The organism is Pseudomonas sp. Q12-87 (assembly GCF_001269755.1).
GTDB lineage: Bacteria > Pseudomonadota > Gammaproteobacteria > Pseudomonadales > Pseudomonadaceae > Aquipseudomonas > Aquipseudomonas fluorescens_S.
In genome coordinates this window covers 389,690-415,114 of the sequence record NZ_LHVI01000028.1, presented here as the reverse complement: position 1 = coordinate 415,114, position 25,425 = coordinate 389,690, and the positions used below count along the sequence as shown (strand labels likewise).

At 60.4% G+C, this 25,425-nt stretch carries 24 protein-coding genes; 22 read left to right on the top strand and 2 right to left on the bottom strand.

Going from position 1 to position 25,425, the window contains the following annotated elements; genetic code table 11:
- The first annotated feature begins 45 nt into the window (after window positions 1-45).
- The 14 genes from AD663_RS21455 (at window position 46) to ispD (ending at window position 16,359) form a co-directional block, all read left to right on the top strand.
- Window positions 46-549 carry an OmpH family outer membrane protein gene (locus tag AD663_RS21455; protein ID WP_003184901.1) on the top strand — a complete coding sequence of 168 codons (504 nt, stop codon included), beginning with the start codon at window positions 46-48 and terminating at the stop codon, window positions 547-549.
- Between the two features lie 3 nt (window positions 550-552).
- Window positions 553-1,608, top strand: coding sequence for a UDP-3-O-(3-hydroxymyristoyl)glucosamine N-acyltransferase (gene lpxD, locus AD663_RS21450; protein WP_003184899.1), 1,056 nt, complete (start codon window positions 553-555; stop codon window positions 1,606-1,608).
- Between the two features lie 105 nt (window positions 1,609-1,713).
- Window positions 1,714-2,154, top strand: a complete 441-nt coding sequence (fabZ, locus tag AD663_RS21445; protein WP_003184897.1) for a 3-hydroxyacyl-ACP dehydratase FabZ — start codon at window positions 1,714-1,716, stop codon at window positions 2,152-2,154.
- Complete coding sequence (lpxA, locus tag AD663_RS21440) at window positions 2,151-2,927, top strand: acyl-ACP--UDP-N-acetylglucosamine O-acyltransferase (RefSeq protein WP_003184895.1); 777 nt, start codon at window positions 2,151-2,153, stop codon at window positions 2,925-2,927. Before fabZ ends, lpxA begins: the two co-directional genes overlap by 4 nt.
- Window positions 2,928-2,929: 2 nt before the next feature.
- Window positions 2,930-4,060: a lipid-A-disaccharide synthase gene (lpxB, locus tag AD663_RS21435; RefSeq protein WP_053214495.1), complete on the top strand. Its 1,131-nt coding sequence runs from the start codon at window positions 2,930-2,932 to the stop codon at window positions 4,058-4,060.
- Window positions 4,061-4,071: 11 nt separating this feature from the next.
- Window positions 4,072-4,698, top strand: a complete 627-nt coding sequence (gene rnhB / locus AD663_RS21430; RefSeq protein WP_172680627.1) for a ribonuclease HII — start codon at window positions 4,072-4,074, stop codon at window positions 4,696-4,698.
- Between the two features lie 212 nt (window positions 4,699-4,910).
- The gene (dnaE, locus tag AD663_RS21425; protein WP_003184889.1) at window positions 4,911-8,432 is read left to right on the top strand and encodes a DNA polymerase III subunit alpha; all 3,522 of its coding nucleotides are present in this window, start codon (window positions 4,911-4,913) and stop codon (window positions 8,430-8,432) included.
- 149 nt (window positions 8,433-8,581) lie between these two features.
- The gene (locus AD663_RS21420) at window positions 8,582-9,529 is read left to right on the top strand and encodes an acetyl-CoA carboxylase carboxyltransferase subunit alpha (protein ID WP_003184887.1); all 948 of its coding nucleotides are present in this window, start codon (window positions 8,582-8,584) and stop codon (window positions 9,527-9,529) included.
- 150 nt (window positions 9,530-9,679) lie between these two features.
- The gene (gene tilS, locus AD663_RS21415; protein WP_053214493.1) at window positions 9,680-11,005 is read left to right on the top strand and encodes a tRNA lysidine(34) synthetase TilS; all 1,326 of its coding nucleotides are present in this window, start codon (window positions 9,680-9,682) and stop codon (window positions 11,003-11,005) included.
- A gap of 274 nt (window positions 11,006-11,279) precedes the next feature.
- The gene (locus tag AD663_RS21410; RefSeq protein WP_003184880.1) at window positions 11,280-12,911 is read left to right on the top strand and encodes a CTP synthase; all 1,632 of its coding nucleotides are present in this window, start codon (window positions 11,280-11,282) and stop codon (window positions 12,909-12,911) included.
- 4 nt (window positions 12,912-12,915) lie between these two features.
- Entirely contained in the window at window positions 12,916-13,761 is an 846-nt protein-coding gene (kdsA, locus tag AD663_RS21405) for a 3-deoxy-8-phosphooctulonate synthase (protein WP_003184878.1), read from the top strand.
- 154 nt (window positions 13,762-13,915) lie between these two features.
- On the top strand, window positions 13,916-15,205 hold the full coding sequence (gene eno / locus AD663_RS21400) for a phosphopyruvate hydratase (protein WP_003184875.1): 1,290 nt from the start codon (window positions 13,916-13,918) through the stop codon (window positions 15,203-15,205).
- A 171-nt stretch (window positions 15,206-15,376) separates the two neighbouring features.
- Window positions 15,377-15,655 carry a cell division protein FtsB gene (gene ftsB / locus AD663_RS21395; protein WP_003184873.1) on the top strand — a complete coding sequence of 93 codons (279 nt, stop codon included), beginning with the start codon at window positions 15,377-15,379 and terminating at the stop codon, window positions 15,653-15,655.
- On the top strand, window positions 15,652-16,359 hold the full coding sequence (ispD, locus tag AD663_RS21390; protein ID WP_053214492.1) for a 2-C-methyl-D-erythritol 4-phosphate cytidylyltransferase: 708 nt from the start codon (window positions 15,652-15,654) through the stop codon (window positions 16,357-16,359). The genes ftsB and ispD overlap by 4 nt, the downstream gene beginning before the upstream one ends.
- 96 nt (window positions 16,360-16,455) lie before the next feature.
- Here the strand turns inward: ispD and AD663_RS21385 are convergent, their stop codons facing one another.
- The gene (locus AD663_RS21385) at window positions 16,456-17,352 is read right to left on the bottom strand and encodes a LysR substrate-binding domain-containing protein (protein WP_053214491.1); all 897 of its coding nucleotides are present in this window, start codon (window positions 17,350-17,352) and stop codon (window positions 16,456-16,458) included.
- Between the two features lie 107 nt (window positions 17,353-17,459).
- Between AD663_RS21385 and AD663_RS21380 the strand changes: the two genes are divergently transcribed.
- The 8 genes from AD663_RS21380 (at window position 17,460) to rpoS (ending at window position 24,583) form a co-directional block, all read left to right on the top strand.
- The gene (locus AD663_RS21380) at window positions 17,460-18,572 is read left to right on the top strand and encodes an S-(hydroxymethyl)glutathione dehydrogenase/class III alcohol dehydrogenase (protein WP_003184867.1); all 1,113 of its coding nucleotides are present in this window, start codon (window positions 17,460-17,462) and stop codon (window positions 18,570-18,572) included.
- Between the two features lie 8 nt (window positions 18,573-18,580).
- Window positions 18,581-19,426 carry an S-formylglutathione hydrolase gene (gene fghA / locus AD663_RS21375; RefSeq protein WP_003184865.1) on the top strand — a complete coding sequence of 282 codons (846 nt, stop codon included), beginning with the start codon at window positions 18,581-18,583 and terminating at the stop codon, window positions 19,424-19,426.
- A 43-nt stretch (window positions 19,427-19,469) separates the two neighbouring features.
- Complete coding sequence (gene ispF / locus AD663_RS21370; RefSeq protein ID WP_003184863.1) at window positions 19,470-19,943, top strand: 2-C-methyl-D-erythritol 2,4-cyclodiphosphate synthase; 474 nt, start codon at window positions 19,470-19,472, stop codon at window positions 19,941-19,943.
- A complete protein-coding gene (gene truD / locus AD663_RS21365) occupies window positions 19,940-20,998 on the top strand; it encodes a tRNA pseudouridine(13) synthase TruD (protein ID WP_003184861.1) in 1,059 nt (352 codons plus the stop codon). Before ispF ends, truD begins: the two co-directional genes overlap by 4 nt.
- On the top strand, window positions 20,986-21,735 hold the full coding sequence (gene surE, locus AD663_RS21360) for a 5'/3'-nucleotidase SurE (RefSeq protein WP_003184859.1): 750 nt from the start codon (window positions 20,986-20,988) through the stop codon (window positions 21,733-21,735). Before truD ends, surE begins: the two co-directional genes overlap by 13 nt.
- Before the next feature lie 38 nt (window positions 21,736-21,773).
- A complete protein-coding gene (locus tag AD663_RS21355) occupies window positions 21,774-22,409 on the top strand; it encodes a protein-L-isoaspartate(D-aspartate) O-methyltransferase (protein WP_161796107.1) in 636 nt (211 codons plus the stop codon).
- Window positions 22,410-22,620: 211 nt separating this feature from the next.
- Window positions 22,621-23,469 carry a peptidoglycan DD-metalloendopeptidase family protein gene (locus AD663_RS21350; RefSeq protein ID WP_003184857.1) on the top strand — a complete coding sequence of 283 codons (849 nt, stop codon included), beginning with the start codon at window positions 22,621-22,623 and terminating at the stop codon, window positions 23,467-23,469.
- Window positions 23,470-23,575: 106 nt separating this feature from the next.
- A complete protein-coding gene (rpoS, locus tag AD663_RS21345; protein WP_003184855.1) occupies window positions 23,576-24,583 on the top strand; it encodes an RNA polymerase sigma factor RpoS in 1,008 nt (335 codons plus the stop codon).
- Window positions 24,584-25,073: 490 nt separating this feature from the next.
- On the opposite strand, the gene fdxA is transcribed toward rpoS, so the two are convergent.
- Complete coding sequence (fdxA, locus tag AD663_RS21340; RefSeq protein ID WP_003184854.1) at window positions 25,074-25,397, bottom strand: ferredoxin FdxA; 324 nt, start codon at window positions 25,395-25,397, stop codon at window positions 25,074-25,076.
- Window positions 25,398-25,425 lie beyond the last annotated feature (28 nt).

Here is a 25,425-nt window from a genome sequence, read left to right as displayed (position 1 = left end):
CTGTCTGCCCCAAGATAACGACAATGGATTTTGTAGGAGTACATCGTGCGTAAGTTGACTCAATTGGTTCTCCTGGCGACCGTACTGGTCGCAGGTCCGGCTTTTGCCGACATGAAGATCGCCGTGCTGAACTACCAGATGGCCTTGCTGGAGTCCGACGCGGCGAAGAAGTACGCCGTGGATGCCGAGAAAAAATTCGGCCCGCAACTGACCAAGCTCAAGGGCCTGGAGAGCAGCGCCAAGGGTATCCAGGACCGTCTGGTCGCCGGTGGGGACAAGATGGCCCAGGGCGAGCGCGAGCGTCTGGAGCTTGAATTCAAGCAAAAGGCCCGTGACTTCCAGTTCCAGTCCAAGGAGCTGAACGAAGCCAAAGCCGTTGCCGACCGTGAAATGCTCAAGCAGCTCAAGCCGAAACTCGACAGCGCCGTGGAAGAAGTCATCAAGAAAGGTGGTTTTGACCTGGTGTTCGAGCGTGGCGCAGTCATCGATGTCAAGCCGCAGTACGACATCACGCGCCAGGTGATCGAGCGCATGAATCAGCTGAAGTAATCCATGACAGCGACCATCAAGCTCGGCCAATTGGCCGAGTTCCTCGGCGCCACCCTGCGTGGCGACCCGGAGAAGGCAATCACTGGGCTAGCCACTTTGCAAGAGGCTGGCCCAGCTCAGTTGAGCTTTCTGGCAAATCCCCAATACCGCAAATACCTGGCCGATAGCCGGGCTGCCGCGCTGTTGCTCAAGGCTGCCGATGCCGAAGGGTTTGTCGGCGACGCCTTGATCGTGCCCGATCCGTACCTGGCGTACGCACGGATCTCCCACCTGTTCGACCCCAAGCCCAAGGCGGTTGCCGGTATTCATCCCAGCGCCGTGATTGCGGCGGATGCGGTGGTCGACCCCACGGCGAGCGTCGGTCCGTTCGTGGTCATCGAAAGCGCGGCCCGTATCGGTGCCGGTGTCACGCTGGGCGCTCATTGCGTCATTGGCGCGCGTTGCGAGATCGGTGAAGGTGGCTGGTTGGCGCCGCGTGTCACGCTCTATCACGATGTACGCATCGGCAAGCGCGTAGTGATTCAATCCGGCGCGGTACTGGGCGGTGAAGGGTTTGGTTTTGCCAACGAGAAAGGCATCTGGCAAAAGATTGCCCAGATCGGCGGCGTCACCTTGGGCGATGACGTGGAGGTTGGCGTCAATACTGCCATCGACCGTGGCGCCCTGGCCGACACGGTCATTGGCAATGGCGTCAAGCTCGACAATCAGATCCAGATCGCCCACAACGTCCAGGTCGGTGACCACACCGCCATGGCCGCTTGCGTGGGGATTTCCGGCAGCACCAAGATCGGCAAGCATTGCATGCTCGCCGGTGGCGTGGGGCTGGTGGGGCATATCGATATCTGTGACAACGTATTCCTGACCGGGATGACCATGGTGACTCACTCGATTACCGAGCCGGGTGCTTATTCGTCCGGTACGGCGATGCAGCCGGCAGCCGAATGGCGCAAGAGCGCGGCGCGTATCCGTCAGCTCGACGACATTGCGCGGCGCCTCAAGCAGGTGGAAAAGCGTGTAGGGGACGTGACCCCTGGCGGTAATGCTTCATCAGATGGCTGATACCATTTCCATATCAAGTGTGCACAGCCGTTAGGGCATCTTGATTTGCTAGCGGAGTGCGCGTCACTCGTGCGCTCCCAATCTTTACATAGGCTTCCCCCCGAAATGATGGACATCAACGAGATTCGCGAATACCTGCCTCACCGTTACCCGTTCCTGCTGGTGGACCGGGTGGTGGACCTTGACGTTGAAGGCAAGCGCATTCGCGCCTACAAGAATGTCAGCATCAACGAACCGTTCTTCAATGGTCACTTCCCTGCGCATCCGATCATGCCGGGCGTATTGATCATCGAAGCGATGGCTCAGGCTGCCGGGATCCTTGGTTTCAAAATGCTGGACGTGAAGCCTGCCGACGGCACGCTCTATTACTTTGTTGGCTCCGACAAGCTGCGCTTCCGCCAGCCGGTCACTCCGGGCGATCAATTGATCCTCGAAGCCAAGTTCATCAGTTGCAAGCGCCAGATCTGGAAGTTCGAATGCCAGGCTTCGGTCGACGGCAAGCCGGTCTGCTCCGCTGAAATCATCTGTGCGGAACGCAAACTATGAGTTTGATCGACCCTCGCGCAATCATCGATCCGACGGCCGTCCTGGCCGCCGATGTCGAGGTCGGCCCGTGGTCGATCATCGGCGCAGGTGTGGAAATCGGCGAGGGTACGGTGATCGGTCCCCACGTAGTGCTCAAGGGACCGACCCGGATCGGCCGTCACAATCGCATCTACCAGTTTTCCTCGGTAGGCGAGGACACGCCCGATCTCAAATACAAAGGTGAAGAAACCCGCCTGGTCATTGGCGATCACAACGTGATTCGCGAAGGCGTGACGATTCACCGTGGCACCGTTCAGGATCGCAGCGAAACGACCCTGGGCGACCACAACCTGATCATGGCTTATGCGCACATCGGCCACGACAGTGTTATCGGTAACCACTGCATCCTGGTCAACAACACCGCGTTGGCGGGCCATGTGCATGTGGATGACTGGGCGATCCTGTCCGGTTTTACCCTGGTGCACCAGTATTGCCATATCGGCGCCCACAGCTTCTCTGGCATGGGGACCGCCATTGGCAAGGATGTGCCGGCCTACGTCACGGTGTTCGGCAACCCCGCCGAAGCCCGCAGCATGAACTTCGAAGGCATGCGCCGTCGCGGTTTCAGCGAAGAGGCCATCACGGCGTTGCGTCGCGCCTACAAGGTCGTGTATCGCCAGGGCCTGACGGTCGAGCAGGCGCTTGCCGAATTGGCCGAGGCGTCGGCGCAGCATCCGGAAGTCGCCATCTTCCGCGACTCTATCCAGTCTTCGACTCGCGGCATCACTCGCTAACCATGGCTAATTTGCGTATTGCACTGGTGGCGGGAGAGGCTTCCGGTGACATTCTGGGCGCAGGTCTCATGCGGGCGCTCAAGGCCAGGCATCCTGCGGTCGAGTTCATCGGAGTCGGTGGGCCATTGATGCAAGCCGAGGGGCTGACTTCCTATTTCCCCATGGAGCGCCTTTCGGTGATGGGGCTGGTGGAAGTGCTCGGTCGCCTGCGCGAGCTGCTGGCTCGACGCAAGAAGCTGATCGAGACGCTGATCCACGAGAAGCCGGATGTGTTCATCGGCATCGATGCGCCGGATTTCACCCTCAATATCGAACTCAAGTTGCGCCAGGCCGGGATCAAGACCGTGCATTACGTCAGCCCGTCGGTGTGGGCCTGGCGGCAGAAGCGGGTGCTGAAGATCCGCGAAGGCTGCGACCTGATGCTGACGCTGCTGCCGTTCGAAGCCCGCTTCTACGAGGAGAAGGGCGTGCCGGTGCGGTTTGTCGGCCACACCCTGGCCGATACCATTCCCCTGGAAGCTGACCGCGCCGCGGCGCGCCAGGCGCTGGGCCTACCCGAAGGCCCGCTGGTGGCGCTGATGCCCGGTAGCCGAGGCGGCGAAGTGAGTCGCCTGGGCGGCTTGTTTTTCGACGCGGCGCAGCGCCTTCTGACGATGCGTCCCGGCGTGCGTTTTGTCCTGCCGTGCGCCAGCCCGCAGCGTCGGGCGCAACTTGAGGCGCTACTGGTTGGTCGCGATCTGCCGGTCACGTTGCTCGATGGCCGTTCCCATGACGCGTTGGCGGCCTGTGATGCCGTGTTGATTGCCTCCGGCACTGCTACCCTTGAAGCGCTGCTGTATAAACGCCCGATGGTGGTTGCCTATCGCCTGGCGCCGCTGACGTTCTGGATTCTCAAGCGCATGGTCAAGAGCCCCTACGTGTCCTTGCCGAACCTGTTGGCCCAACGCATGCTGGTGCCTGAATTGCTGCAGGACGATGCGACGGCCGAGGCGCTGGCCAGCACGCTTGCACCCTTGATCGACGGCGGTCAGGAGCAGACCCGGGGCTTCGACGAAATCCACCGTACCTTGCGTCGCGATGCCTCAAACCAGGCTGCGGATGCGGTACTGACCCTGATTGGCGCAAAACCATGAGTAACGTAAAGCTGCAGATGGGTTTGGACTTCAACCTGGTCGCCGAAGTGCAAGAGCTGGTGGCCGGTGTCGATGAAGTGGGGCGCGGCCCGTTGTGCGGCGCGGTGGTGACGGCAGCGGTGATTCTCGACCCGAACCGGCCAATCCTGGGTCTGAACGATTCGAAGAAGCTCACTGAAGCCCGCCGTGAAAAACTCTACGACGAAATCTGCGAGAAAGCCCTGAGCTGGTGCATCGCCCGGGCCGAAGTCGAAGAAATCGACGAGCTGAACATCCTCCACGCCACCATGCTCGCCATGCAGCGGGCTGTCCAGGGACTGCACATCACGCCGAAACTGGCGATGATCGATGGCAATCGTTGTCCGAAGCTGTCGATGCGTGCCGAGGCGGTCATCCAGGGGGACGGCAAGGTGCCGGCCATCGCAGCGGCATCGATCCTGGCCAAGGTCAGCCGTGACCGGGAAATGACGGCCTTTGAGTTGATCTACCCGGGCTACGGCATCGGCAGCCACAAAGGCTACCCGACCCCCGTTCATCTGGAAGCCCTGGCACGCCTGGGCCCAACGCCGATCCACCGCCGCTCGTTCGCCCCGGTGCGGCTGGCCTACGAAGCTCGTGATGGTTTGATCGTAAGCTGAAGGTTCACCTGATTCACCGTGGCGAGGGAGCTTGCTCCCGCTGGGCTGCGCAGCAGCCCTTTCTTATGGGCGCTTCGCACCCAAGCGGGAGCAAGCTCCCTCGCCACGGATGCAATCATCCAAATGAACGGCATGGGTTGCAGGCTGATGTTTTACCCAAGGCCCGGTACAATCCGGGCCTTGTTGTTTTCATGACTTAACGCAGGATCACTATGCCGGCTTCATTCGTTCATCTACGCCTGCACACTGAATATTCCCTGGTCGACGGTCTGGTGCGGATCAAGCCCCTGGTCAAGACCCTGGTGGGCATGAACATGCCGGCCGTGGCGGTCACCGACCAGAACAACATGTGTTCGCTGGTCAAGTTCTACAAGGCTGCCATGGGCGCGGGGATCAAGCCGATCTGCGGCGCCGACCTGTGGCTGTCGAACAAGGACCCGGACGCGCCGTTGAGTCGTATCAGCCTGTTGGCGATGAACGCCGTGGGTTATCGCAACCTCACCGAGCTGATTTCCCGTGGTTTTATCGAGGGCCAGCGCAACGGCTCGATCATCATCGAGCGCGAATGGGTGGCCGAGGCCAGCGAAGGCCTGATCATGCTGTCGGCGGCCAAGGAGGGCGAAATCGGCCAGGCCTTGCTCAGTGACAATGCCGAGGAAGCCGAGGTGCTGGCCCGTGACTGGATGGCGGTATTTCCGGACCGCTTCTATATCGAGGTCCAGCGCACCAATCGCCCCAACGACGAAGAACACCTGCATGCCGCCGTGGCCCTGGCCGACAAGATCGGCGCGCCGCTGGTGGCGACCAACGATGTGCGTTTCATCAAGCAGGAGGACTTCGAGGCCCACGAGACCCGCGTCTGCATTGGCGAGGGCCGCGCTCTCGACGATCCGCGTCGTTCGAAGAATTACAGCGACCAGCAGTACCTCAAGAGCGCTGAGGAAATGGCCGAGTTGTTCAGCGACCTGCCCGAGGCGCTGGAAAACACCGTCGAGATCGCCAAGCGCTGCAACATCGAAGTGAAGCTGGGCAAGCACTTCCTGCCCAACTTCCCGATCCCCGATGGCATGACCATCGACGAATATTTCCGCAAGGTGTCCTTCGATGGCCTGGAGGAGCGCCTCAGCGTCCTGCTGCCCAAGGACACGACCGAAGATTACGAAGCCAAGCGCCAGGTCTATGTCGATCGGCTGAATTTCGAGCTGGATATCATCATCCAGATGGGCTTCCCCGGTTACTTCCTGATCGTGATGGACTTCATCCAGTGGGCCAAGAGCAACGGCGTGCCGGTGGGCCCGGGACGTGGATCGGGCGCCGGGTCGCTGGTGGCTTACGTGCAGAAGATCACCGACCTCGACCCGCTGGAATATGACCTGCTGTTCGAACGTTTCCTCAACCCGGAACGGGTATCCATGCCCGACTTCGACGTCGACTTCTGCATGGACGGTCGCGACCGGGTGATCGACTACGTGGCCGAGAAGTACGGTCGCAACGCGGTGAGCCAGATCATCACCTTCGGTTCCATGGCCGCCAAGGCTGTGGTGCGCGACGTGGCCCGGGTGCAGGGCAAGTCGTACGGCCTGGCGGATCGTCTGTCGAAGATGATCCCGTTCGAAGTCGGCATGACCCTGGAAAAGGCCTACGAACAGGAAGAAATCCTGCGAGACTTCATCAAGGTCGATGAAGAAGCCGCCGAGATCTGGGAGATGGCCCGCAAGCTCGAAGGCGTGGTGCGTAACGTCGGCAAGCACGCCGGTGGCGTGGTGATCGCACCGACCAAGTTGACGGACTTCTCGCCAATCTATTGCGATGAGGCAGGCGACGGTCTGGTGACCCAGTTCGACAAGGATGACGTCGAGGCAGCGGGCCTGGTGAAGTTCGACTTCCTCGGCTTGCGGACCCTGACGATCATCGACTGGGCGCTGAAAACCATCAACCGCGATCGGGCCAAGGTTGGCGAAGAACCCCTGGACATCGCCTTCATCCCGCTGGACGACAAGCCGACCTACAGCCTGTTGCAGAAAGCCGAAACCACGGCAGTGTTCCAGCTTGAATCCCGGGGCATGAAGGAGCTGATCAAGAAGCTCAAGCCCGACTGCCTCGAAGACCTCATCGCACTGGTGGCCCTGTTCCGTCCGGGCCCGTTGCAGTCAGGCATGGTGGATGACTTCATCAACCGTAAGCACGGTCGTGCCGAGCTGGCGTACCCGCACTCGGATTATCAGTACGAAGGCTTGAAACCGGTGCTGGCACCGACCTATGGCATCATCCTGTATCAGGAACAGGTGATGCAGATTGCCCAGGTCATGGCCGGTTATACCCTTGGCGGCGCGGACATGCTGCGGCGGGCGATGGGTAAGAAAAAGCCCGAGGAAATGGCCAAGCAGCGCGGCGGTTTCATTGAAGGTTGCGCGACCAACGGCATTGACCCTGACCTTGCCGGTAACATTTTCGACCTGGTGGAAAAATTCGCCGGCTACGGCTTCAACAAATCCCACTCCGCCGCCTATGGCCTGGTCTCGTATCAGACCGCGTGGCTGAAGGCGCATTACCCGGCGCCGTTCATGGCCGCCGTGCTCTCGGCGGACATGCACAACACCGACAAGGTCGTGACCTTGATCGAAGAAGTGCGGACCATGAAGCTGCGCCTCGACGCACCAGACGTGAACGCTTCGGAGTTCAAGTTCACGGTGAACGACGAGGGCCGGATCATTTATGGCCTGGGCGCGATCAAGGGCGTGGGCGAAGGGCCGGTGGAGGCCATCACCGAAGCGCGCCAGGACGGGCCGTTCAAGGACCTGTTCGATTTCTGCGCGCGGGTCGACCTCAAACGCATCAACAAACGCACCCTCGACGGTCTGATCCGCAGCGGCGCGCTGGATCGCCTGGGCCCTTATTTCCAGGATGAGCCCAAGGCCTATCAGGCCAATATCGACCGCAACCGCGCGGTGTTGCTGGCGGCGATGGAAGAAGCGATCAAGGCCGCCGAACAGACGGCTCGCACCCACGACAGTGGCCACGCCGACCTGTTCGGCGGGCTGTTCGTCGAAGAGGATGCCGATGTCTACGCCAACCATCGCAAGGCCAAGGAACTGACCCTCAAGGAACGCCTCAAGGGCGAGAAGGACACCTTGGGGCTGTACCTCACCGGGCACCCGATCGACGAATACGAAGGCGAAATCCGCCGGTTCGCCCGCCAGCGAATCATCGACCTCAAGCCGGCTCGTGACACCCAGACCGTCGCCGGCATGATCATCGCCTTGCGGGTAATGAAGAACAAAAAGGGCGACAAGATGGGGTTCATCACCCTCGACGACCGCTCCGGGCGCATCGAGGCGTCATTGTTCGCCGAGGCGTTCCACTCGGCGCAGTCGTTGTTGCAGACAGACGCGATGGTGGTGGTGGAAGGCGAGGTCAGCAACGATGATTTTTCCGGTGGCCTGCGGCTGCGGGTCAAGCGGGTGATGAGCATGGAGGATGCCCGTACCAACCTCGCCGAAAGCCTGCGCCTGAAGCTGCAAACCCAGGATCTCAAGGGCGATCAGCTACGCTGGTTGGGCGAATTGTTCAAGCGTCATCGCGGCGCTTGCCCGATCACCATGGAGTACCTGCGCCCCGACGCCAAGGCTGTGCTGCAGTTTGGCGAAGGCTGGCGGATCGATCCGGCGGATGCGTTGATTCAAGCCTTGCGTGACCAGTTCGGCAAAGACAACGTCTTCCTCCAATACCGTTGACGGCCAGGGGCCACTGTTGAAACCGGATTGCCCCTGATCTCGACCTGAATTTTTAATCTCGACCTGAACGCGCCTCTCCCTTAAGGTAGGCGCGAATAGACAACCGGCCGGCCCAAGCTCTCTTGGACGTCGACCCAAGACGGACGCCTATGAACCCGAATTTTCTAGATTTCGAACAGCCGATCGCCGACCTGCAAGCCAAGATCGAAGAGTTGCGCTTGGTCGGTAATGACAATTCGCTGAATATCGGCGATGAAATCTCTCGTCTGCAGGACAAAAGCCGCACGCTGACCGAAGACATCTTCGGCAAGCTGACCAGCTGGCAGATCGCGCGTTTGGCGCGTCACCCACGTCGTCCCTACACGCTGGACTACATCGAACACATTTTCACCGAGTTCGATGAGCTGCACGGCGACCGTCACTTCTCCGATGACGCCGCGATCGTCGGCGGCGTCGCCCGTCTGGACGACCAGCCAGTCATGGTGATCGGCCACCAGAAAGGCCGCGAAGTGCGCGAGAAGGTGCGCCGCAATTTCGGCATGCCGCGTCCCGAAGGCTATCGCAAGGCGTGCCGCCTGATGGAAATGGCCGAACGCTTCAAGATGCCGATCCTGACCTTCATCGACACACCGGGTGCCTATCCGGGCATCGATGCCGAAGAGCGTAACCAGAGCGAGGCAATTGCCTGGAACCTGCGCGTCATGGCTCGCCTGAAAACCCCGATCATCGCTACCGTGATTGGTGAAGGCGGTTCTGGCGGCGCACTGGCCATTGGTGTCTGCGATCAGTTGAACATGCTGCAATATTCCACTTATGCAGTGATCTCGCCGGAAGGCTGTGCATCGATCCTGTGGAAAACCGCCGAGAAAGCACCGGATGCCGCTGAAGCCATGGGCATCACCGCCGAGCGCCTCAAGGGCCTGGGCATCGTCGACAAAGTAATCAACGAACCCGTGGGCGGCGCTCACCGTGATCCGGCTGCGGCGGCGGCGCTGATTCGTGCCGAGCTGGGTTCGCAACTGGCGATGCTGAAGAAGTTCGACAACGACGCGCTGCTGACCCGTCGCTACGAGCGTTTGATGAGCTACGGTCTCTGATCTGACCAAGTCTCCAGCAGTTGTGGGGAGCCAATGTGGGAGCGGGCTTGCTCGCGAAAGCGGTTTAACATTCAACCCCCGTGTTGACTGATTCACTGCCTTCGCGAGCAAGCCCGCTCCCACATTTGATTTGTGCCAAGGCTGAAACCCATGAACGCAAGCAACGATCTGCCAAGCCGCCTGCTTACCCAACTCATTCCCTGGCGCAACGCCGCCACCTGGCACATCGCTTTCTCCGGCGGCCTCGATTCCACCGTCCTGCTGCACCTGCTCGCGTCCCTCTCAAAAAACCATTCCCTGCCAACACTCAGTGCAATCCATGTGCACCATGGCCTCCAGGCTGTGGCCGATACGTGGCCGGCCCATTGCCGTTCGGTCTGCGACGCCCTTGGGGTGCCGTTGCAAGTGATTCATGTCGAGGTCCAGTCTGGCGCCAGTGTCGAGCGGGCTGCCAGGGAGGCGCGTTACGGGGCTTTCCTGGCCGCGATCCACGGCAATGAAGTGCTGCTCACTGCCCAGCACCGCGACGACCAGGCTGAAACCCTGTTGTTTCGTTTGCTGCGCGGGGCAGGGGTGCGAGGGTTGGCGGCGATGCCGAGGCAGCGTCCCCTGGGCCAAGGCCATTTGCTTCGTCCATTGCTCGACGTGTCACGTGCGGAGCTGGAAACCTACGCCGCGCAGCAGGGCTTGAGCTGGATCGAGGACCCTTCCAACGACGATCACAGGTACGCACGCAACTACCTGCGCCAGCAGGTCTTGCCCATAGTGGTCGGGCACTGGCCCAAGGCCTCGGCAACCCTGGCACGCAGCGCCGCCCATATGGTTGAAGCCCAAGGCCTGCTCGATGACCTGGCAGTAATAGACCTGGCTCACGCCGCTACCACGGGCCCGTTCGACTGGCTTGGCTTGCCCTCGCTGGAGCTGGCGCCGTTGCAGGCTTTGTCGCCGGCTCGCCAGCGCAATGCCTTGAGCCATTGGCTGGCGTCGAGGACAACACTGCCCGACAGCGACCATTGGTCCGGCTGGGACTCGCTGCGCGACGCGGCGAGTGAAGCCCACCCGATCTGGCGCCTGGCCGCTGGTGAACTGCACCGGGCCGGCGGGCGCGCCTGGTGGTTATCCGACCACTGGCTGCGTTCGGTTTCGGGCCCCGTCGCGTGGGCCGATCCCTCGGTACCGTTGCGCTTGCCGGACAATGGTCGGGTAATGCTAAGCGGCAAGGCGCCTGCGGGAGCTCTTTGCGTGCGCTATCGTCAAGGCGGTGAAGTGATGGCGTTGCCGGGGCGCGGACATCGTGATCTCAAGCGTTTGTTCAACGAAAGCGGGGTGCCGGCGTTCGTTCGCGGGCGATTGCCGCTGCTGTATCAAGGTGAACGTTTGCTGGCGGCGGCCAACGTGGGCGGGCTCGATGCACCGGCTGATGGCAGTTGGAAATTGATCTGGCAGCCAGGAAGCCAAGATCGGGGTTTGAGCTGAAAGGGGCTTTCCGGTAGACTACGCTCCCTTCTTGATACAACTTCTGTGGATTCGCCTGAATTGCAGGAGTTGCCGATTACCAAGCAGTCTTTGCTGGGCGATTCCAAAAAATGTGTAGCGAGCAACGTACCGGTGACTTCACTTCCGGTCTGTCCCAACGCGGCGGTTTTTTTGAAAGGTGCACTGTGATTAATGCAGGTGATCGGGGGCTTCGGCCTTCCTTCGCTTTCCCCGGCGGCTCGGACCGCTTTAACGCAGACTTCTAGGGTTTTTCATGACGCGCTACATATTCGTCACGGGCGGTGTTGTTTCTTCATTGGGGAAAGGCATTGCCTCGGCTTCATTGGCGGCCATCCTGGAGGCGCGGGGACTTAAGGTCACCATGCTCAAGCTGGACCCGTACATCAACGTTGACCCGGGCACCATGAGCCCGTTCCAGCACGGTGAAGTGTTCGTCACCCACGACGGCGCCGAGACTGACCTGGACCTGGGCCACTACGAGCGGTTCATCCGCACGACCATGACCCAGAACAACAACTTCACCACCGGCCGTGTCTACGAGCACGTGCTGCGCAAGGAACGTCGCGGTGATTATCTGGGCGCGACCATCCAGGTCATCCCCCATATCACCGACGAGATCAAGCGCCGCATCATCAAGGGTGCGGGCGATGCCGACGTGGCGATGGTCGAGATCGGCGGTACCGTGGGCGATATCGAGTCCCAGCCGTTCCTCGAAGCCATCCGCCAGTTGCGTTTCGAGATCGGCGCCAAGCGCGCGATGCTGATGCACCTGACCCTGGTGCCGTACATCGCCACCGCCGGCGAAACCAAGACCAAGCCTACCCAGCACTCGGTCAAGGAATTGCGTTCCATCGGCCTGCAGCCTGACGTGCTGATCTGCCGCTCCGATCACCCGATCGACATCTCTTCGCGCCGCAAGATCGCCCAGTTCACCAACGTTGAAGAGCGCGCGGTGATCGGCCTGGAAGACGCCGACACCATCTACAAGATCCCGGGCATCCTGCATTCCCAAGGTCTGGACGATTTCGTCGTCGAGCGCTTCGGCCTGCAGTGTGCCGGCGCCGACCTGTCCGAATGGGACGCCGTGGTCGATGCCAAGCTGAACCCGGAACACGAAGTCACCATCGCCATGGTCGGCAAGTACATGGAACTGCTGGATGCCTACAAGTCGCTGATCGAGGCGATGAGTCACGCCGGCATCAGCAACCGCACCAAGGTCAACCTGCGCTACATCGATTCCGAAGACATCGAGAACCAGGGCACCGGTCTGCTCGAAGGCGCCGATGCGATCCTCGTGCCGGGTGGTTTCGGCCTGCGGGGCGTGGAAGGCAAGATCACTGCGGTGCAATACGCTCGCGAAAACAAGGTGCCTTACCTGGGTATCTGCCTGGGCATGCAAGTGGCGGTCATCGAGTTCGCCCGTAACGTGCTGGGCTGGAAAGACGCGAACTCCACCGAGTTCGACCGCGCCAGCGGCCACCCGGTCGTGGGCCTGATCACCGAGTGGGAAGATGCCACCGGCGCCGTGGAAGTGCGGACCGAAAGCTCCGACCTGGGCGGCACCATGCGCCTCGGTGCCCAGGAATGCCTGCTCGAAGCCGGCTCCAAGGTGCACGACTGCTACGCCAAGGATGTGATTGTCGAGCGTCACCGCCATCGCTACGAAGTGAACAACAACCTGCTGCCGCAACTGATCGAGGCCGGCCTGAAAATCTCCGGTCGCTCCGGTGACGGCGCGCTGGTGGAAGTGGTCGAGTCCCCGGACCACCCATGGTTCGTCGCCTGCCAGTTCCACCCCGAGTTCACCTCGACGCCACGGGACGGTCATCCGTTGTTCAGCGGTTTCGTGAAGGCCGCTTTGGCTCAACACCAGAAAAAGGCATAAGACGATGGCCCAGAAGATCATTCGCGTCGGCGACATCGAGATTGCCAACGACAAGCCCATGGTGCTGTTTGGCGGCATGAACGTGCTGGAAAGCCGCGACATGGCGATGCAGGTCTGCGAAGAGTACGTGAAGGTTACCCAGAAACTGGGTATCCCTTATGTCTTCAAGGCCAGCTTCGACAAGGCCAACCGCTCGTCCGTGACCTCCTACCGTGGCCCGGGCCTGGAAGAAGGCATGCGGATCTTCCAGGACATCAAGCAAGCCTTTGGCGTGCCGATCATCACCGACGTCCACGAGCCTGCCCAGGCCGCGGTCGTCGCCGAGGTCTGCGACATCATCCAGCTGCCGGCCTTCCTGTCGCGCCAGACCGACCTGGTGGTGGCGATGGCCAAGACCGGCGCGGTGATCAACATCAAGAAAGCCCAGTTCCTTGCCCCCCAGGAAATGAAACACATCCTGAGCAAGTGCGAAGAGGCCGGCAATGACCAGTTGATCCTCTGCGAACGTGGTTCGAGCTTCGGCTACAACAACCTCGTCGTGGACATGCTCGGCTTCGGCATCATGAAGCAGTTCCAATACCCGGTGTTCTTCGACGTGACGCATGCGCTGCAAATGCCGGGTGGTCGTTCCGACTCCGCCGGCGGTCGTCGCGCCCAGGTGACCGACCTGGCCAAGGCCGGCATCAGCCAGTCCCTGGCCGGCCTGTTCCTCGAGGCTCACCCGGACCCGGACAACGCCAAGTGCGACGGTCCTTGCGCCCTGCGCTTGAACAAGCTGGAACCTTTCCTGTCTCAGCTCAAGGCGTTGGACGAGCTGGTCAAGGGTTTTCCGACGATAGAAACCGCCTAAGGCGGTTTTCTCCGGTAAAGTACCGCTCGATTAACGCTCTGGCCTGCGGGCCGGGCGTTGTCGTCGGCAAGCCTGCCCGCCGCTTTCTACCCGCCGACGGTAAAAGATTTCCTCTCGCTGCGTCGTTTTCGTCAACTTTGGAGTGTTTACAACAATGGCAAAAATCGTCGACATCAAAGGTCGTGAAGTTCTCGACTCCCGTGGCAACCCCACTGTTGAAGCGGACGTGCTTCTCGACAACGGCATCATCGGCAGCGCCTGCGCGCCGTCCGGTGCTTCCACTGGCTCGCGCGAAGCGCTGGAGCTGCGTGATGGCGACAAGAGCCGTTACCTGGGCAAGGGCGTGCTCAAGGCCGTCGCCAACATCAACGGCCCGATCCGCGACCTGTTGCTGGGCAAGGATCCTGCCGACCAGAAGGCCCTCGATCACGCGATGATCAAGCTCGACGGTACCGAGAACAAAGCCACCCTGGGCGCCAACGCCATCCTCGCCGTGTCCCTGGCCGCTGCCAAGGCCGCTGCCCAGGACCAGGACCTGCCGCTGTACGCGCACATCGCCAACCTCAACGGTACGCCGGGCGTGTACTCGATGCCGGTGCCGATGATGAACATCATCAACGGTGGCGAGCACGCTGATAACAACGTTGATATCCAGGAGTTCATGGTGCAGCCGGTTGGCGCCAAGAGCTTCTCCGAAGGCCTGCGCATGGGCACCGAGATTTTCCATCACCTCAAAGCCGTGTTGAAGGCCCGTGGCCTGAGCACCGCCGTTGGTGACGAAGGCGGTTTCGCACCGAACCTGGCATCCAACGAAGACGCGCTGAAAGTCATCTCCGAAGCCGTAGCCAACGCTGGCTACACGCTGGGCACCGACGTGACCCTGGCCCTGGACTGCGCCGCCAGCGAGTTCTACGAAGACGGCAAGTACAACCTGTCCGGCGAAGGCCAGGTGTTCACCGCCGAAGGTTTCGCCGACTATCTCAAGGGCCTGACCGAACGCTATCCGATCATCTCCATCGAAGACGGCCTGGACGAGTCCGACTGGGCCGGCTGGAAAATCCTCACCGACAAGATCGGCGAGAAAACCCAGCTGGTGGGCGACGACCTGTTCGTGACCAACACCAAGATCCTGAAAGAAGGCATCGACAAGAAGATCGCCAACTCGATCCTGATCAAGTTCAACCAGATCGGCACCCTGACCGAAACCCTGGAAGCCATCCAGATGGCCAAGGCGGCCGGTTACACCGCCGTGATCTCCCACCGCTCCGGCGAAACCGAAGACTCGACCATTGCCGATCTGGCCGTGGGCACCGCAGCGGGCCAGATCAAGACCGGTTCGCTGTGCCGTTCCGATCGCGTTTCCAAGTACAACCAATTGCTGCGTATCGAAGAGCAATTGAATGGCAAGGCCAAGTACAACGGTCGCGCCGAGTTTCGCGGTTAAGCGGTAAATGGTAAAAAGACAGCGGCTTAGGTCGGAAAAGTCGCCATAGCGGCGGTTTTCCCTCTAATCTGATGCCTTATCAAGCACAAGCCTGGGTTTTCCAGGCTTCGTGCTATCAGACGCTTCAAAGTTTGGCATGGCGGTCTTTTTTCACTGGATACCTGATATTCGATGCGCAGTCCCAATTGGTTGTTTCTTGTCTTGCTCCTGTTGCTGGCCGGCCTGCAATACCGCCTATGGGTGGGTAATGGCAGCCTGGCGCAAGTGGCTGACCTGACTCAACAGATAGCCGACCAGCATGCCGAGAACGAGGCGCTGCTGGAGCGTAATCGGGTGATGGACGCTGAAGTGACAGAACTGAAAAAAGGCATGGAGACCGTCGAAGAGCGGGCTCGCCATGAACTAGGCATGGTCAAGGAGGGCGAAACCCTCTACCAGTTGGCCCAATGAGCATCCGTTTGCCGGCCTTCTGGGCCGTGATTCCTGCCGCGGGCATCGGTGCCCGAATGGCCGCGGACCGTCCCAAGCAATACTTGCAACTGGGCGGGCGCACAATTCTTGAACACAGCCTTGGCTGTTTCCTCGACCATCCCACCGTCAAGGGTGTGGTGGTCAGTCTTGCCCACGATGATCCTTATTGGCCGACCCTGGCCTGTGCCAATGACCCGTGCATCCAGCGCGTGGAAGGTGGCGAACAGCGTTCGGACTCGGTGCTCAACGCGTTACTGCATCTGCACGAGCAAGGCGCCGACGATTTCGATTGGGTGCTGGTGCACGACGCTGCCCGACCGAACCTGGCCCGGGACGACCTGGACACACTGCTCAGCGAGTTGGCAAACGATCCGGTTGGCGGCCTGCTGGCAGTCCCGGCCCGCGATACCCTCAAGCGCGTCGACAAGCATGGGCGCGTGCTGGAGACCGTCGATCGTAGCGTGATCTGGCAAGCCTACACGCCGCAGATGTTCCGCCTCGGTGCCTTGCATCGAGCCCTCGCCGACAGCCTGGTGGCGGATGCGCTGATTACCGATGAAGCGTCTGCCATGGAGTGGGCGGGGCAGGCGCCACGGTTGATCGAAGGCCGGGCGGATAACATCAAGGTCACCCGGCCGGAAGACCTGGAGTGGTTGCGCCAGCGTTGGGCGAATCGGCACTAAGCCGGAGCTGTTTCCTCGTTAGATCATCATCGTCTGGGCCGGCGCCATCGCGAGCAAGCTCGCGATGGCATCACCCCAGGCAACAAATAATCCTGGTCACCCCCGATACTCTGGCCGCTGCGCCAACCCTTCCTTCAAGTAATCCACCAACTTGCGCACCTTCGGCGACAGATGCCGCTGCTGCGGATACAGCGCCCACACCGCCGTATTCGGTGGCTGATGAGCCTCCAGCAGCGATATCAACGCGCCGCTGTGCAAGTGTTCCAGCACGTAATAATCCGGCAACTGACACAGACCCACACCTTGCAGCGCTGCATCGAGCACTGCCTGCCCACTGTTGCAGCGCCAGTTTCCCTGTACCCGTTGGGAAAATTCCCGCCCGTTCTGCTCCAACTGCCAGATATCGGAGCTGCCAATCAGGCAGTTGTGACGGCTCAATTCTGACAGGCTATGGGGCCGACCATAACGTTCCAGGTAGGACGGCGAAGCGCACAGGTACATGCGCCGCGGTGCCAGGCGCGTAGCAACCAGGCGTGAGTCCTGCAGGCGGCCCAGGCGAATCGCCAGGTCCAGCGATTCGTGAACCAGGTCGAGCGGGCGGTTACTCAGTTCAATGTCCACCCGCAACTGTGGATAAAGCCCCATGAACCTTGTCACCAGCGGCACGATGAACCGCTCGCCATAGGCCACGGCGCAGGTCATGCGCAGCATGCCCTTGGGTTCGCTGGTGAGATCGCCCACCGCCCGCAGGGCTTCCTCGCGTCCATCTTGCAGGCGTTGACAATGCTGCAAAAAGGTCTGGCCGGCCTCGGTCAGGGTGACCCGTCGCGTACTGCGATAGAGCAGTCGCGTCTGAAGGCGCTCTTCAAGCCGTACGATTTGTCGGCTGACGTGGGAGGACGAAACCCCAAGACGTTCGGCCGCGGCGGTGAACTGGCTGCATTCGGCCACGGCGACGAACTCGTCGATCCCGTCCCAGAGGTTGTCTGACATCGATGATTATCCCTGTGCGGCAATAATGTTTTGCTTTTGGCTGGATTATTCATTGTACGGCGAAGGATTACACTCCCAGCCTTGTTTTTATTTGCTGGAGAGTCCGGATGATCAAGTCACGCGCCGCCGTTGCCTTCGAGGCCAAGAAACCCCTGGAAATCGTCGAAGTCGACGTCGCCATGCCCAAGGCGGGCGAAGTGCTGTTGCGCGTGGTGGCTTCCGGTGTCTGTCATACCGATGCCTACACCTTGTCGGGCGCTGATCCGGAAGGGATCTTCCCGTCGATCCTCGGTCATGAAGGTGGCGCGATTGTCGAAGCCATCGGCGAAGGCGTGACGTCGGTTGCAGTGGGCGACCATGTGATCCCGCTGTACACGCCGGAATGCGGTCAGTGCAAATTCTGTAAGTCGGGCAAGACCAACCTGTGTCAGGCGATTCGCGCGACTCAAGGCAAGGGCCTGATGCCGGATGGTACTTCGCGCTTTTCCTACAAAGGCGAGACGATTTTCCACTACATGGGCACCTCGACGTTCTCTGAATACACCGTGTTGCCCGAGATCTCCGTCGCGAAAATCCCCAAGGAAGCCCCGCTGGAAAAAGTTTGCCTGCTGGGTTGTGGCGTCACCACCGGTATCGGCGCCGTGATCAACACCGCCAAGGTCAAGCCGGGCGACACCGTAGCCATCTTCGGCCTGGGCGGCATCGGCCTGTCGGCCGTGATTGGCGCCGTGAAGGCCAAGGCCGCGCGGATCATCGCCATCGACATCAACCCGGCCAAATTCGAAATCGCCAAGCAATTGGGGGCCACCGATTGCGTCAATCCTAAAGACTTCGATCGTCCAATCCAGGAAGTCATCGTGGACATGACTGACGGCGGCGTAGACTTTTCCTTCGAGTGCATCGGCAACGTCCAGTTGATGCGTGCGGCGCTGGAGTGCTGCCACAAGGGCTGGGGCGAGTCGGTGATCATCGGCGTGGCGGGGGCCGGCCAGGAAATCTCCACCCGTCCATTCCAGTTGGTGACGGGGCGCGTCTGGCGCGGTTCGGCATTCGGCGGCGTGCGCGGTCGCAGTGAGTTGCCTAGCTATGTGGAAATGGCCGAGAAGGGCGAAATTCCGCTGGATACTTTCATCACCCACACCATGGGCCTGGAAGATATCAACAAGGCGTTTGACCTGATGCATGAAGGCAAAAGCATCCGTACCGTCATTCATTTCTGAGGTCGGTCATGAGTCTGGAAAACATTTCCTGCCAGAAAAGCTTCGGCGGCTGGCACAAGCGTTACCGGCACCGTTCCGACGTGCTCGGTTGTGACATGGTGTTTGCCGTATACCTGCCGCCGCAAGCCGAGCAGGGTGGCAAGTTGCCGGTCCTGTATTGGCTGTCGGGACTGACCTGCACCGACGAGAACTTCATGCAAAAGGCCGGTGCCCAGCGCATGGCCGCCGAATTGGGCTTGATCATCGTCGCGCCGGACACCAGCCCCCGCGGCGCTGACGTACCCGGCGATCCGGACGGTGCCTGGGACTTCGGCCTAGGCGCCGGTTTTTATCTGAACGCCACGCAGGACCCGTGGGCGCGGCACTATCGGATGCATGACTACGTGGTGCAGGAATTGCCGGCGCTCGTCGAGGCGCATTTCCCTGCTTCGGATAAACGCAGCATCAGCGGGCATTCCATGGGCGGTCATGGCGCGCTGGTCTGTGCGTTGCGCAACCCGGGGCGTTACCGTTCGGTGTCGGCCTTTTCGCCGATCAATAACCCGATGGACTGCCCCTGGGGGCAGAAAGCGTTCTCTCGTTACCTGGGCGAAGACCGTGCGAAATGGCGCGAGTGGGATGCTTGCGCACTGATAGCCGAGGCTGCTGAAAAGCTGCCACTGCTGGTGGACCAGGGCGATCGCGACGATTTCCTCAGCAATCAACTCAAGCCCGAAACGCTGCAACAGGCAGCCAAGGCCGCCGGTCATCCGCTTCAATTGCGCCTTCAACCCGGCTATGACCACAGCTACTTCTTCATATCGAGCTTCATCGACGACCACTTGCAGCATCATGCGCGCGCTCTGAACGCCTAATGCAGGTAGAATCACGCCCTGACAAAAATCGGGGCGTTTTTTTATGCGTATTGGCCACGGCTACGATGTTCACCGTTTCGCTGAAGGCGACTTCATTACCCTGGGCGGTGTGCGTATCGCGCACGGCTTCGGGCTGCTCGCACATTCTGATGGTGACGTCCTGCTGCATGCCTTGAGCGATGCATTGCTCGGCGCGGCGGCGCTGGGTGACATCGGCAAGCACTTCCCCGACACCGACCCGCAATTCAAGGGCGCCGACAGCCGGGTGTTGCTGCGCCATGTGGTCTCGCTGATCCACGCCAAGGGCTGGAAGGTGGGCAATGTCGATAACACCATCGTCGCCCAGGCGCCCAAGATGGCGCCGCACATCGAAGCGATGCGCCAATTGATCGCCGAGGATCTCCAAGTTGAGCTGGACCAAGTGAACGTGAAAGCCACCACTACCGAAAAACTCGGTTTCGTCGGTCGCGAAGAAGGCATTGCGGTGCACTCCGTTGCCTTGTTGCTGCGCCCATGACCGAACTGGAATTGTTGGGCCCTCGTGCCTATGGCGAACCATTGGGCAGCGCGGTACTCAAGGCCACCGCTGAAGATTTCCAGGTCGATGAAGTGCTCGACATTCCGTTGACCGGTGATGGCGAGCATTTATGGATCTGGGTCGAAAAACGCGGCTTGAACACCGAGGAAGCCGCCCGGCGAATCGCCAAGGCGGCCGGTGTGCCGTTGCGCACCGTCAGCTATGCCGGCCTGAAGGACCGCCAAGCCCTGACCCGCCAGTGGTTCAGCGTGCAGTTGCCGGGCAAGGCCGATCCCGACCTGTCGGCGGCGGAAAACGACACGCTGAAGATCCTCAAGACCGGTCGGCATAAACGCAAGCTGCAACGCGGCGCGCATTCGGCCAACGGCTTCACGTTGCGCCTGACCCAGCTCAAGGGCGACGCGGCGGCCATCGATGCACGCCTGCAACAGATAATTCGCCAGGGCATTCCCAACTATTTCGGCGCCCAGCGATTCGGCCACGACGGTGGCAATGTCGTCGATGCCCGGGCCTGGGCGGCGCGCAAGGCCTTGCCCGAGCAGCGCAACGTGCGCTCGCGGTTGTTGTCCACGGCCCGCAGTTTCCTGTTCAACAAAGTGTTGGCGGCGCGGGTGGCCGACGGTACCTGGCAGCAAGCCCAAGTGGGCGACTTGCTGGCCTTCACCGACAGCCGCAGTTTTTTTCCGGCCGGCGAGGCTGAATGCAGCGATCCACGCCTGGGCATCCTCGATTTGCACCCGACCGGGCCGCAGTGGGGCGAGGGACCTTCGCCTGCCGCCGGCGCGACCTTTGAATTGGAACAGGCCATCGCCGAGGGCGAGGCTGATCTGCGGGACTGGTTGATAAACGCCGGAATGAGTCACGAACGTCGCATCCTGCGACTGCCCATTGGCGGGCTGTCGTGGCATTATCCCCAGCCTGACATTCTGCAACTGGAATTCGTCCTGCCGGCCGGATGTTTCGCCACCGCCTTGGTGCGCGAACTCGTCGATCTGGTGCCGGTGGGGCAGACGGACAGCCCATGCGTATTCTGATTTCTAACGACGACGGGGTGACAGCACCCGGTCTTGCCGCGCTTTATGCTGCGCTGGCGGATTTTGCCGAGTGCGTGGTTATCGCGCCGGACCAGGACAAAAGCGGCGCCAGCAGCTCGCTGACGCTCGACCGTCCTTTGCACCCGTGCTATCTGGACAACGGTTTCATCAGCCTCAACGGCACCCCGACCGATTGCGTGCACCTGGGCCTCAATGGCTTGCTGGAACGTGAGCCGGACATGGTGGTGTCGGGCATCAACCTGGGTGCGAACCTGGGGGATGACGTGCTTTATTCCGGCACGGTCGCTGCCGCACTGGAGGGTCGTTTCCTGGGGAAGACGTCATTTGCCTTTTCGTTTGTTTCACGCCAGGTCGATAATTTGGCCGCCGCCGCCTACTACGCCCGTAAATTGGTGCAAGCCCATGGCGAGTTGGACCTGCCACCGCGCACGGTGCTGAACGTGAATATCCCGAACCTGCCGCTCGATCATATCCGTGGTATCCAACTGACACGCCTGGGCCACCGCGCCCGCGCCGCCAAGCCCATGCACGTGGTCGATCCGCGGGGCAAGGCCGGTTACTGGATTGCCGCTGCCGGTGATGCCGAGGACGGTGGGCCGGGCACGGACTTTCATGCGGTGATGCAAGGTTATGTCTCAGTCACGCCGTTGCAGCTCGACCGTACCTTCAACGATGCCTTTCGACATCTCGATGGCTGGCTGGAGGGGTTGCGTTGATGCGTGAGCAAGACGATATGCTGCGCCGCGGCATTGGCATGACCTCCCAGCGTACCCGTGAACGACTGATCCAGCGTCTGTACGAAGAAGGCCTGTCCAACGCCCAGGTGCTGGAAGTCATCCGGCGCACGCCGCGGCATTTGTTCGTCGATGAGGCCCTGGCCCATCGTGCCTATGAAGACACGGCGTTGCCCATCGGCCACAACCAGACCATCTCCCAGCCTTACATGGTGGCCCGCATGAGCGAGTTGCTGTTGGAGGCGGGGCCGCTGGACAAAGTACTGGAGATCGGTACCGGCTCGGGTTACCAGACTGCCGTGTTGTCGCAGCTGGTGGAACGGGTGTTTTCGGTAGAGCGGATCAAGGTCCTGCAAGATCGCGCCAAGGAGCGCCTGGTCGAGTTGAACCTGCGCAACGTGGTGTTTCGTTGGGGGGACGGCTGGGAAGGTTGGCCGGCCCTCGCGCCTTACAACGGCATCATCGTGACCGCCGTGGCCACCGATGTGCCCCAGGCGTTGCTGGATCAACTTGCTCCGGGCGGGCGACTGGTCATTCCCGTGGGCGCCGGAGAAGTTCAGCAATTGATGCTGATCGTGCGCGAAGAGCACGGCTTCTCACGCCACGTTCTGGGGGCGGTGCGGTTCGTGCCGTTACTCAATGGGCCGTTGGCCTGAGCATTTATAAACAGACGCGGAATTGCTTGGCGAAGGCTGTGTCTTACAGCGGCAGCGATTCGTTGAACAGCATTCAACGGCGTCGAGCAAACGTGTGCGCAAGCGCTGTCTGCTCTATTAATAGAAGCGCGGTTGCGGCCCGCTATACAAATATGACGACTGCCTGGACAGGCAGTGTCCCAATTTCCAGCCACCACAAAGGGAGCGGCGGGTGAGTCTCACAGTCATTGCGCAGCGTATGGGTATCACAAGCTTTCAGCGCCTGGTGACTGGCCTTGTCTTGAGTACTTTGCTGGTCGGTTGTTCCAGTACACCGTCGAGCAATGTCCGGGTGGTCGATCGCAACACGAATGCGGCGCCCCAGCGTCCTACAGTCACCACCGGTCAGTACGTAGTCCGTCGCGGCGATACGCTGTTTTCCATCGCTTTTCGCTACGGTTGGGACTACAAAGCCCTCGCGGCGCGCAACAACATTCCCGCGCCTTATACGATTCATCCAGGTCAGACAATTCGCTTCGATGGCCGTACTGGTTCAACGCCAACCGCTGTGGTCACGCAGTCCGGTTCGACCGCTTCGTCATCGAGCAAGACCACGGTCATTCGCCGGCCGGCGGGGGCTGAAGCGGCGACTGTACCGTCCGTCGCGGGCAAACCGGCACCCGCTCCGATGCCTCCAGCGGGCCCCGCCCCGACCGGCTGGGGATGGCCTTCTAATGGCGTTCTCATTGGAAAATTCTCTTCAAACGGTAGTTTGAATAAAGGAATTGATATCGCCGGGGATTTGGGACAGCCTGTTTTAGCTGCGTCTGATGGCACGGTTGTGTACGCCGGGAGTGGTTTGAGGGGCTACGGCGAACTCGTCATCATCAAGCACAGCGATACCTACGTCAGTGCCTACGGTCACAACCGCAGGCTGTTGGTTCGGGAGGGGCAGCAGGTCAAGGTCGGACAGACAATTGCCGAGATGGGATCGACGGGAACAGACCGGGTGAAACTGCATTTTGAGATTCGCCGACAAGGTAAGCCTGTAGATCCACTGCAATTCCTGCCACGTCGTTGATTTGATTGTCAGCCTGTTCCGTCACGTAGAGGGAACAGGCTCCAGCGTTGCCAAGGATAAAGGCGTCGCTTGAGCTTGAGGTCGAACTCACCAAAGGACTATAACAATGGCTCTCAGTAAAGAAGTGCCGGAGTTTGACATCGACGATGAGGTTCTCCTGATGGAGGCCGGCATCGCTATGGATTCGATGTCGAATGATGAAGGGGCGACTCCACCTTCCGTTCGTGCCAAATCCAAACACTCCGCTTCGCTTAAACAACATAAGTACATCGATTACACCCGGGCGCTGGACGCCACTCAGCTGTACCTCAACGAAATCGGTTTCTCGCCACTGCTCTCCCCCGAGGAAGAAGTTCATTTTGCGCGGCTGTCGCAAAGTGGCGACCCAGCCGGTCGAAAACGCATGATTGAAAGCAACCTGCGCCTGGTGGTGAAAATCGCCCGACGCTACGTCAATCGCGGGCTTTCGTTGCTGGACCTGATCGAAGAGGGCAACCTGGGCCTGATTCGCGCCGTCGAGAAATTCGACCCCGAACGGGGCTTCCGTTTCTCGACCTACGCCACCTGGTGGATCCGCCAGACCATCGAACGGGCGATCATGAACCAGACCCGGACGATTCGCTTGCCGATTCACGTGGTCAAGGAGCTGAACGTCTACCTGCGGGCCGCCCGCGAGTTGACCCAGAAACTCGACCATGAACCTTCGCCGGAAGAAATCGCCAACCTGTTGGAAAAACCAGTAGGCGAGGTCAAGCGCATGCTTGGGCTCAACGAGCGGGTTTCCTCGGTGGACGTTTCACTGGGGCCGGACTCGGACAAGACCTTGCTGGACACCCTGACCGACGATCGACCCACCGACCCGTGCGAGTTGCTCCAGGACGATGATTTGTCCCAGAGCATCGACCAGTGGCTGTCGGAGCTGACCGACAAGCAACGGGAAGTGGTGATTCGTCGCTTCGGCCTGCGCGGTCATGAAAGCAGCACCCTTGAAGATGTGGGCCTGGAGATTGGTTTGACTCGTGAGCGCGTCAGGCAGATCCAGGTAGAAGGCCTCAAGCGTCTGCGGGAGATCCTGGAAAAGAATGGTCTCTCGAGTGAGTCGCTGTTCCAGTAACGAACGCAAGTGCAACAGCAAAAGCCCCGATTGGTTCGGGGCTTTTGCGTTTCTGCAGTGAGTATTTTCCGCGCGCTCTCTATTTATGGATCCGCCGTGTAAGCCTTTGCCTAGTGTTGCGTAAGTGTTCGGATTCTCGCGCACGGGATAGACGACTATAAAGGTTGTCGTATTCCGTTAATTATATGATTTGTAAGGCATTTTTATTTATGTCTGTACCATGACAGAGACAGTCGACGATATCCGGCGAATTGCGCTCGGCTGGGAAAGCACTAATATCAATCCTGTGTCGACGGACAGACACACCCGTCACGGACGATGGGAAAGGAAGGACATCGCAGGACGCGATTCATCAGGACGATGAAAAGGATTAAAGGGATTAGGGAAAAAATGTGGGCGGGTCAAACCGCCCCTTTTTTTGCCTGCGATTTATTCGATCCGAAAAAGCAAAAAGGCCCGCAAGGGGCCTTTTAGACGAGCGCAGGAATAATCAGCGTTCGAGGTCTGCGATCTTGCCTGGCTTGCCATCCCACTCTTCGGCGTCCGGCAGGGCATCTTTCTTCTCAGTGATGTTCGGCCAGATGTCCGCCAGTTCAGCGTTCAGCTCGATGAAGTTTTCCATGCCGGCCGGCACTTCGTCTTCCGAGAAAATGGCATTTGCCGGGCATTCCGGTTCACACAGGGCGCAGTCGATGCACTCGTCCGGGTGAATGACCAGGAAGTTCGGCCCTTCGTAAAAGCAGTCCACCGGACAGACTTCTACGCAGTCGGTGTACTTGCACTTGATGCAGTTGTCGGTGACGACGAAGGTCATTTCTAATTCTCTCCTCAGGCGGCGGCAG

Coding starts and splice junctions, on each gene's coding strand:
- lpxD (WP_003184899.1), top strand. CDS start 553: ATGACAGCGACCATCAAGCTCGGCCAATTGGCCGAGTTCCTCGGCGCC.
- fabZ (WP_003184897.1), top strand. CDS start 1,714: ATGATGGACATCAACGAGATTCGCGAATACCTGCCTCACCGTTACCCG.
- lpxA (WP_003184895.1), top strand. CDS start 2,151: ATGAGTTTGATCGACCCTCGCGCAATCATCGATCCGACGGCCGTCCTG.
- lpxB (WP_053214495.1), top strand. CDS start 2,930: ATGGCTAATTTGCGTATTGCACTGGTGGCGGGAGAGGCTTCCGGTGAC.
- dnaE (WP_003184889.1), top strand. CDS start 4,911: ATGCCGGCTTCATTCGTTCATCTACGCCTGCACACTGAATATTCCCTG.
- AD663_RS21420 (WP_003184887.1), top strand. CDS start 8,582: ATGAACCCGAATTTTCTAGATTTCGAACAGCCGATCGCCGACCTGCAA.
- tilS (WP_053214493.1), top strand. CDS start 9,680: ATGAACGCAAGCAACGATCTGCCAAGCCGCCTGCTTACCCAACTCATT.
- AD663_RS21410 (WP_003184880.1), top strand. CDS start 11,280: ATGACGCGCTACATATTCGTCACGGGCGGTGTTGTTTCTTCATTGGGG.
- kdsA (WP_003184878.1), top strand. CDS start 12,916: ATGGCCCAGAAGATCATTCGCGTCGGCGACATCGAGATTGCCAACGAC.
- eno (WP_003184875.1), top strand. CDS start 13,916: ATGGCAAAAATCGTCGACATCAAAGGTCGTGAAGTTCTCGACTCCCGT.
- ftsB (WP_003184873.1), top strand. CDS start 15,377: ATGCGCAGTCCCAATTGGTTGTTTCTTGTCTTGCTCCTGTTGCTGGCC.
- ispD (WP_053214492.1), top strand. CDS start 15,652: ATGAGCATCCGTTTGCCGGCCTTCTGGGCCGTGATTCCTGCCGCGGGC.
- AD663_RS21385 (WP_053214491.1), bottom strand. CDS start 17,352: ATGTCAGACAACCTCTGGGACGGGATCGACGAGTTCGTCGCCGTGGCC.
- AD663_RS21380 (WP_003184867.1), top strand. CDS start 17,460: ATGATCAAGTCACGCGCCGCCGTTGCCTTCGAGGCCAAGAAACCCCTG.
- fghA (WP_003184865.1), top strand. CDS start 18,581: ATGAGTCTGGAAAACATTTCCTGCCAGAAAAGCTTCGGCGGCTGGCAC.
- ispF (WP_003184863.1), top strand. CDS start 19,470: ATGCGTATTGGCCACGGCTACGATGTTCACCGTTTCGCTGAAGGCGAC.
- truD (WP_003184861.1), top strand. CDS start 19,940: ATGACCGAACTGGAATTGTTGGGCCCTCGTGCCTATGGCGAACCATTG.
- surE (WP_003184859.1), top strand. CDS start 20,986: ATGCGTATTCTGATTTCTAACGACGACGGGGTGACAGCACCCGGTCTT.
- AD663_RS21355 (WP_161796107.1), top strand. CDS start 21,774: ATGACCTCCCAGCGTACCCGTGAACGACTGATCCAGCGTCTGTACGAA.
- rpoS (WP_003184855.1), top strand. CDS start 23,576: ATGGCTCTCAGTAAAGAAGTGCCGGAGTTTGACATCGACGATGAGGTT.
- fdxA (WP_003184854.1), bottom strand. CDS start 25,397: ATGACCTTCGTCGTCACCGACAACTGCATCAAGTGCAAGTACACCGAC.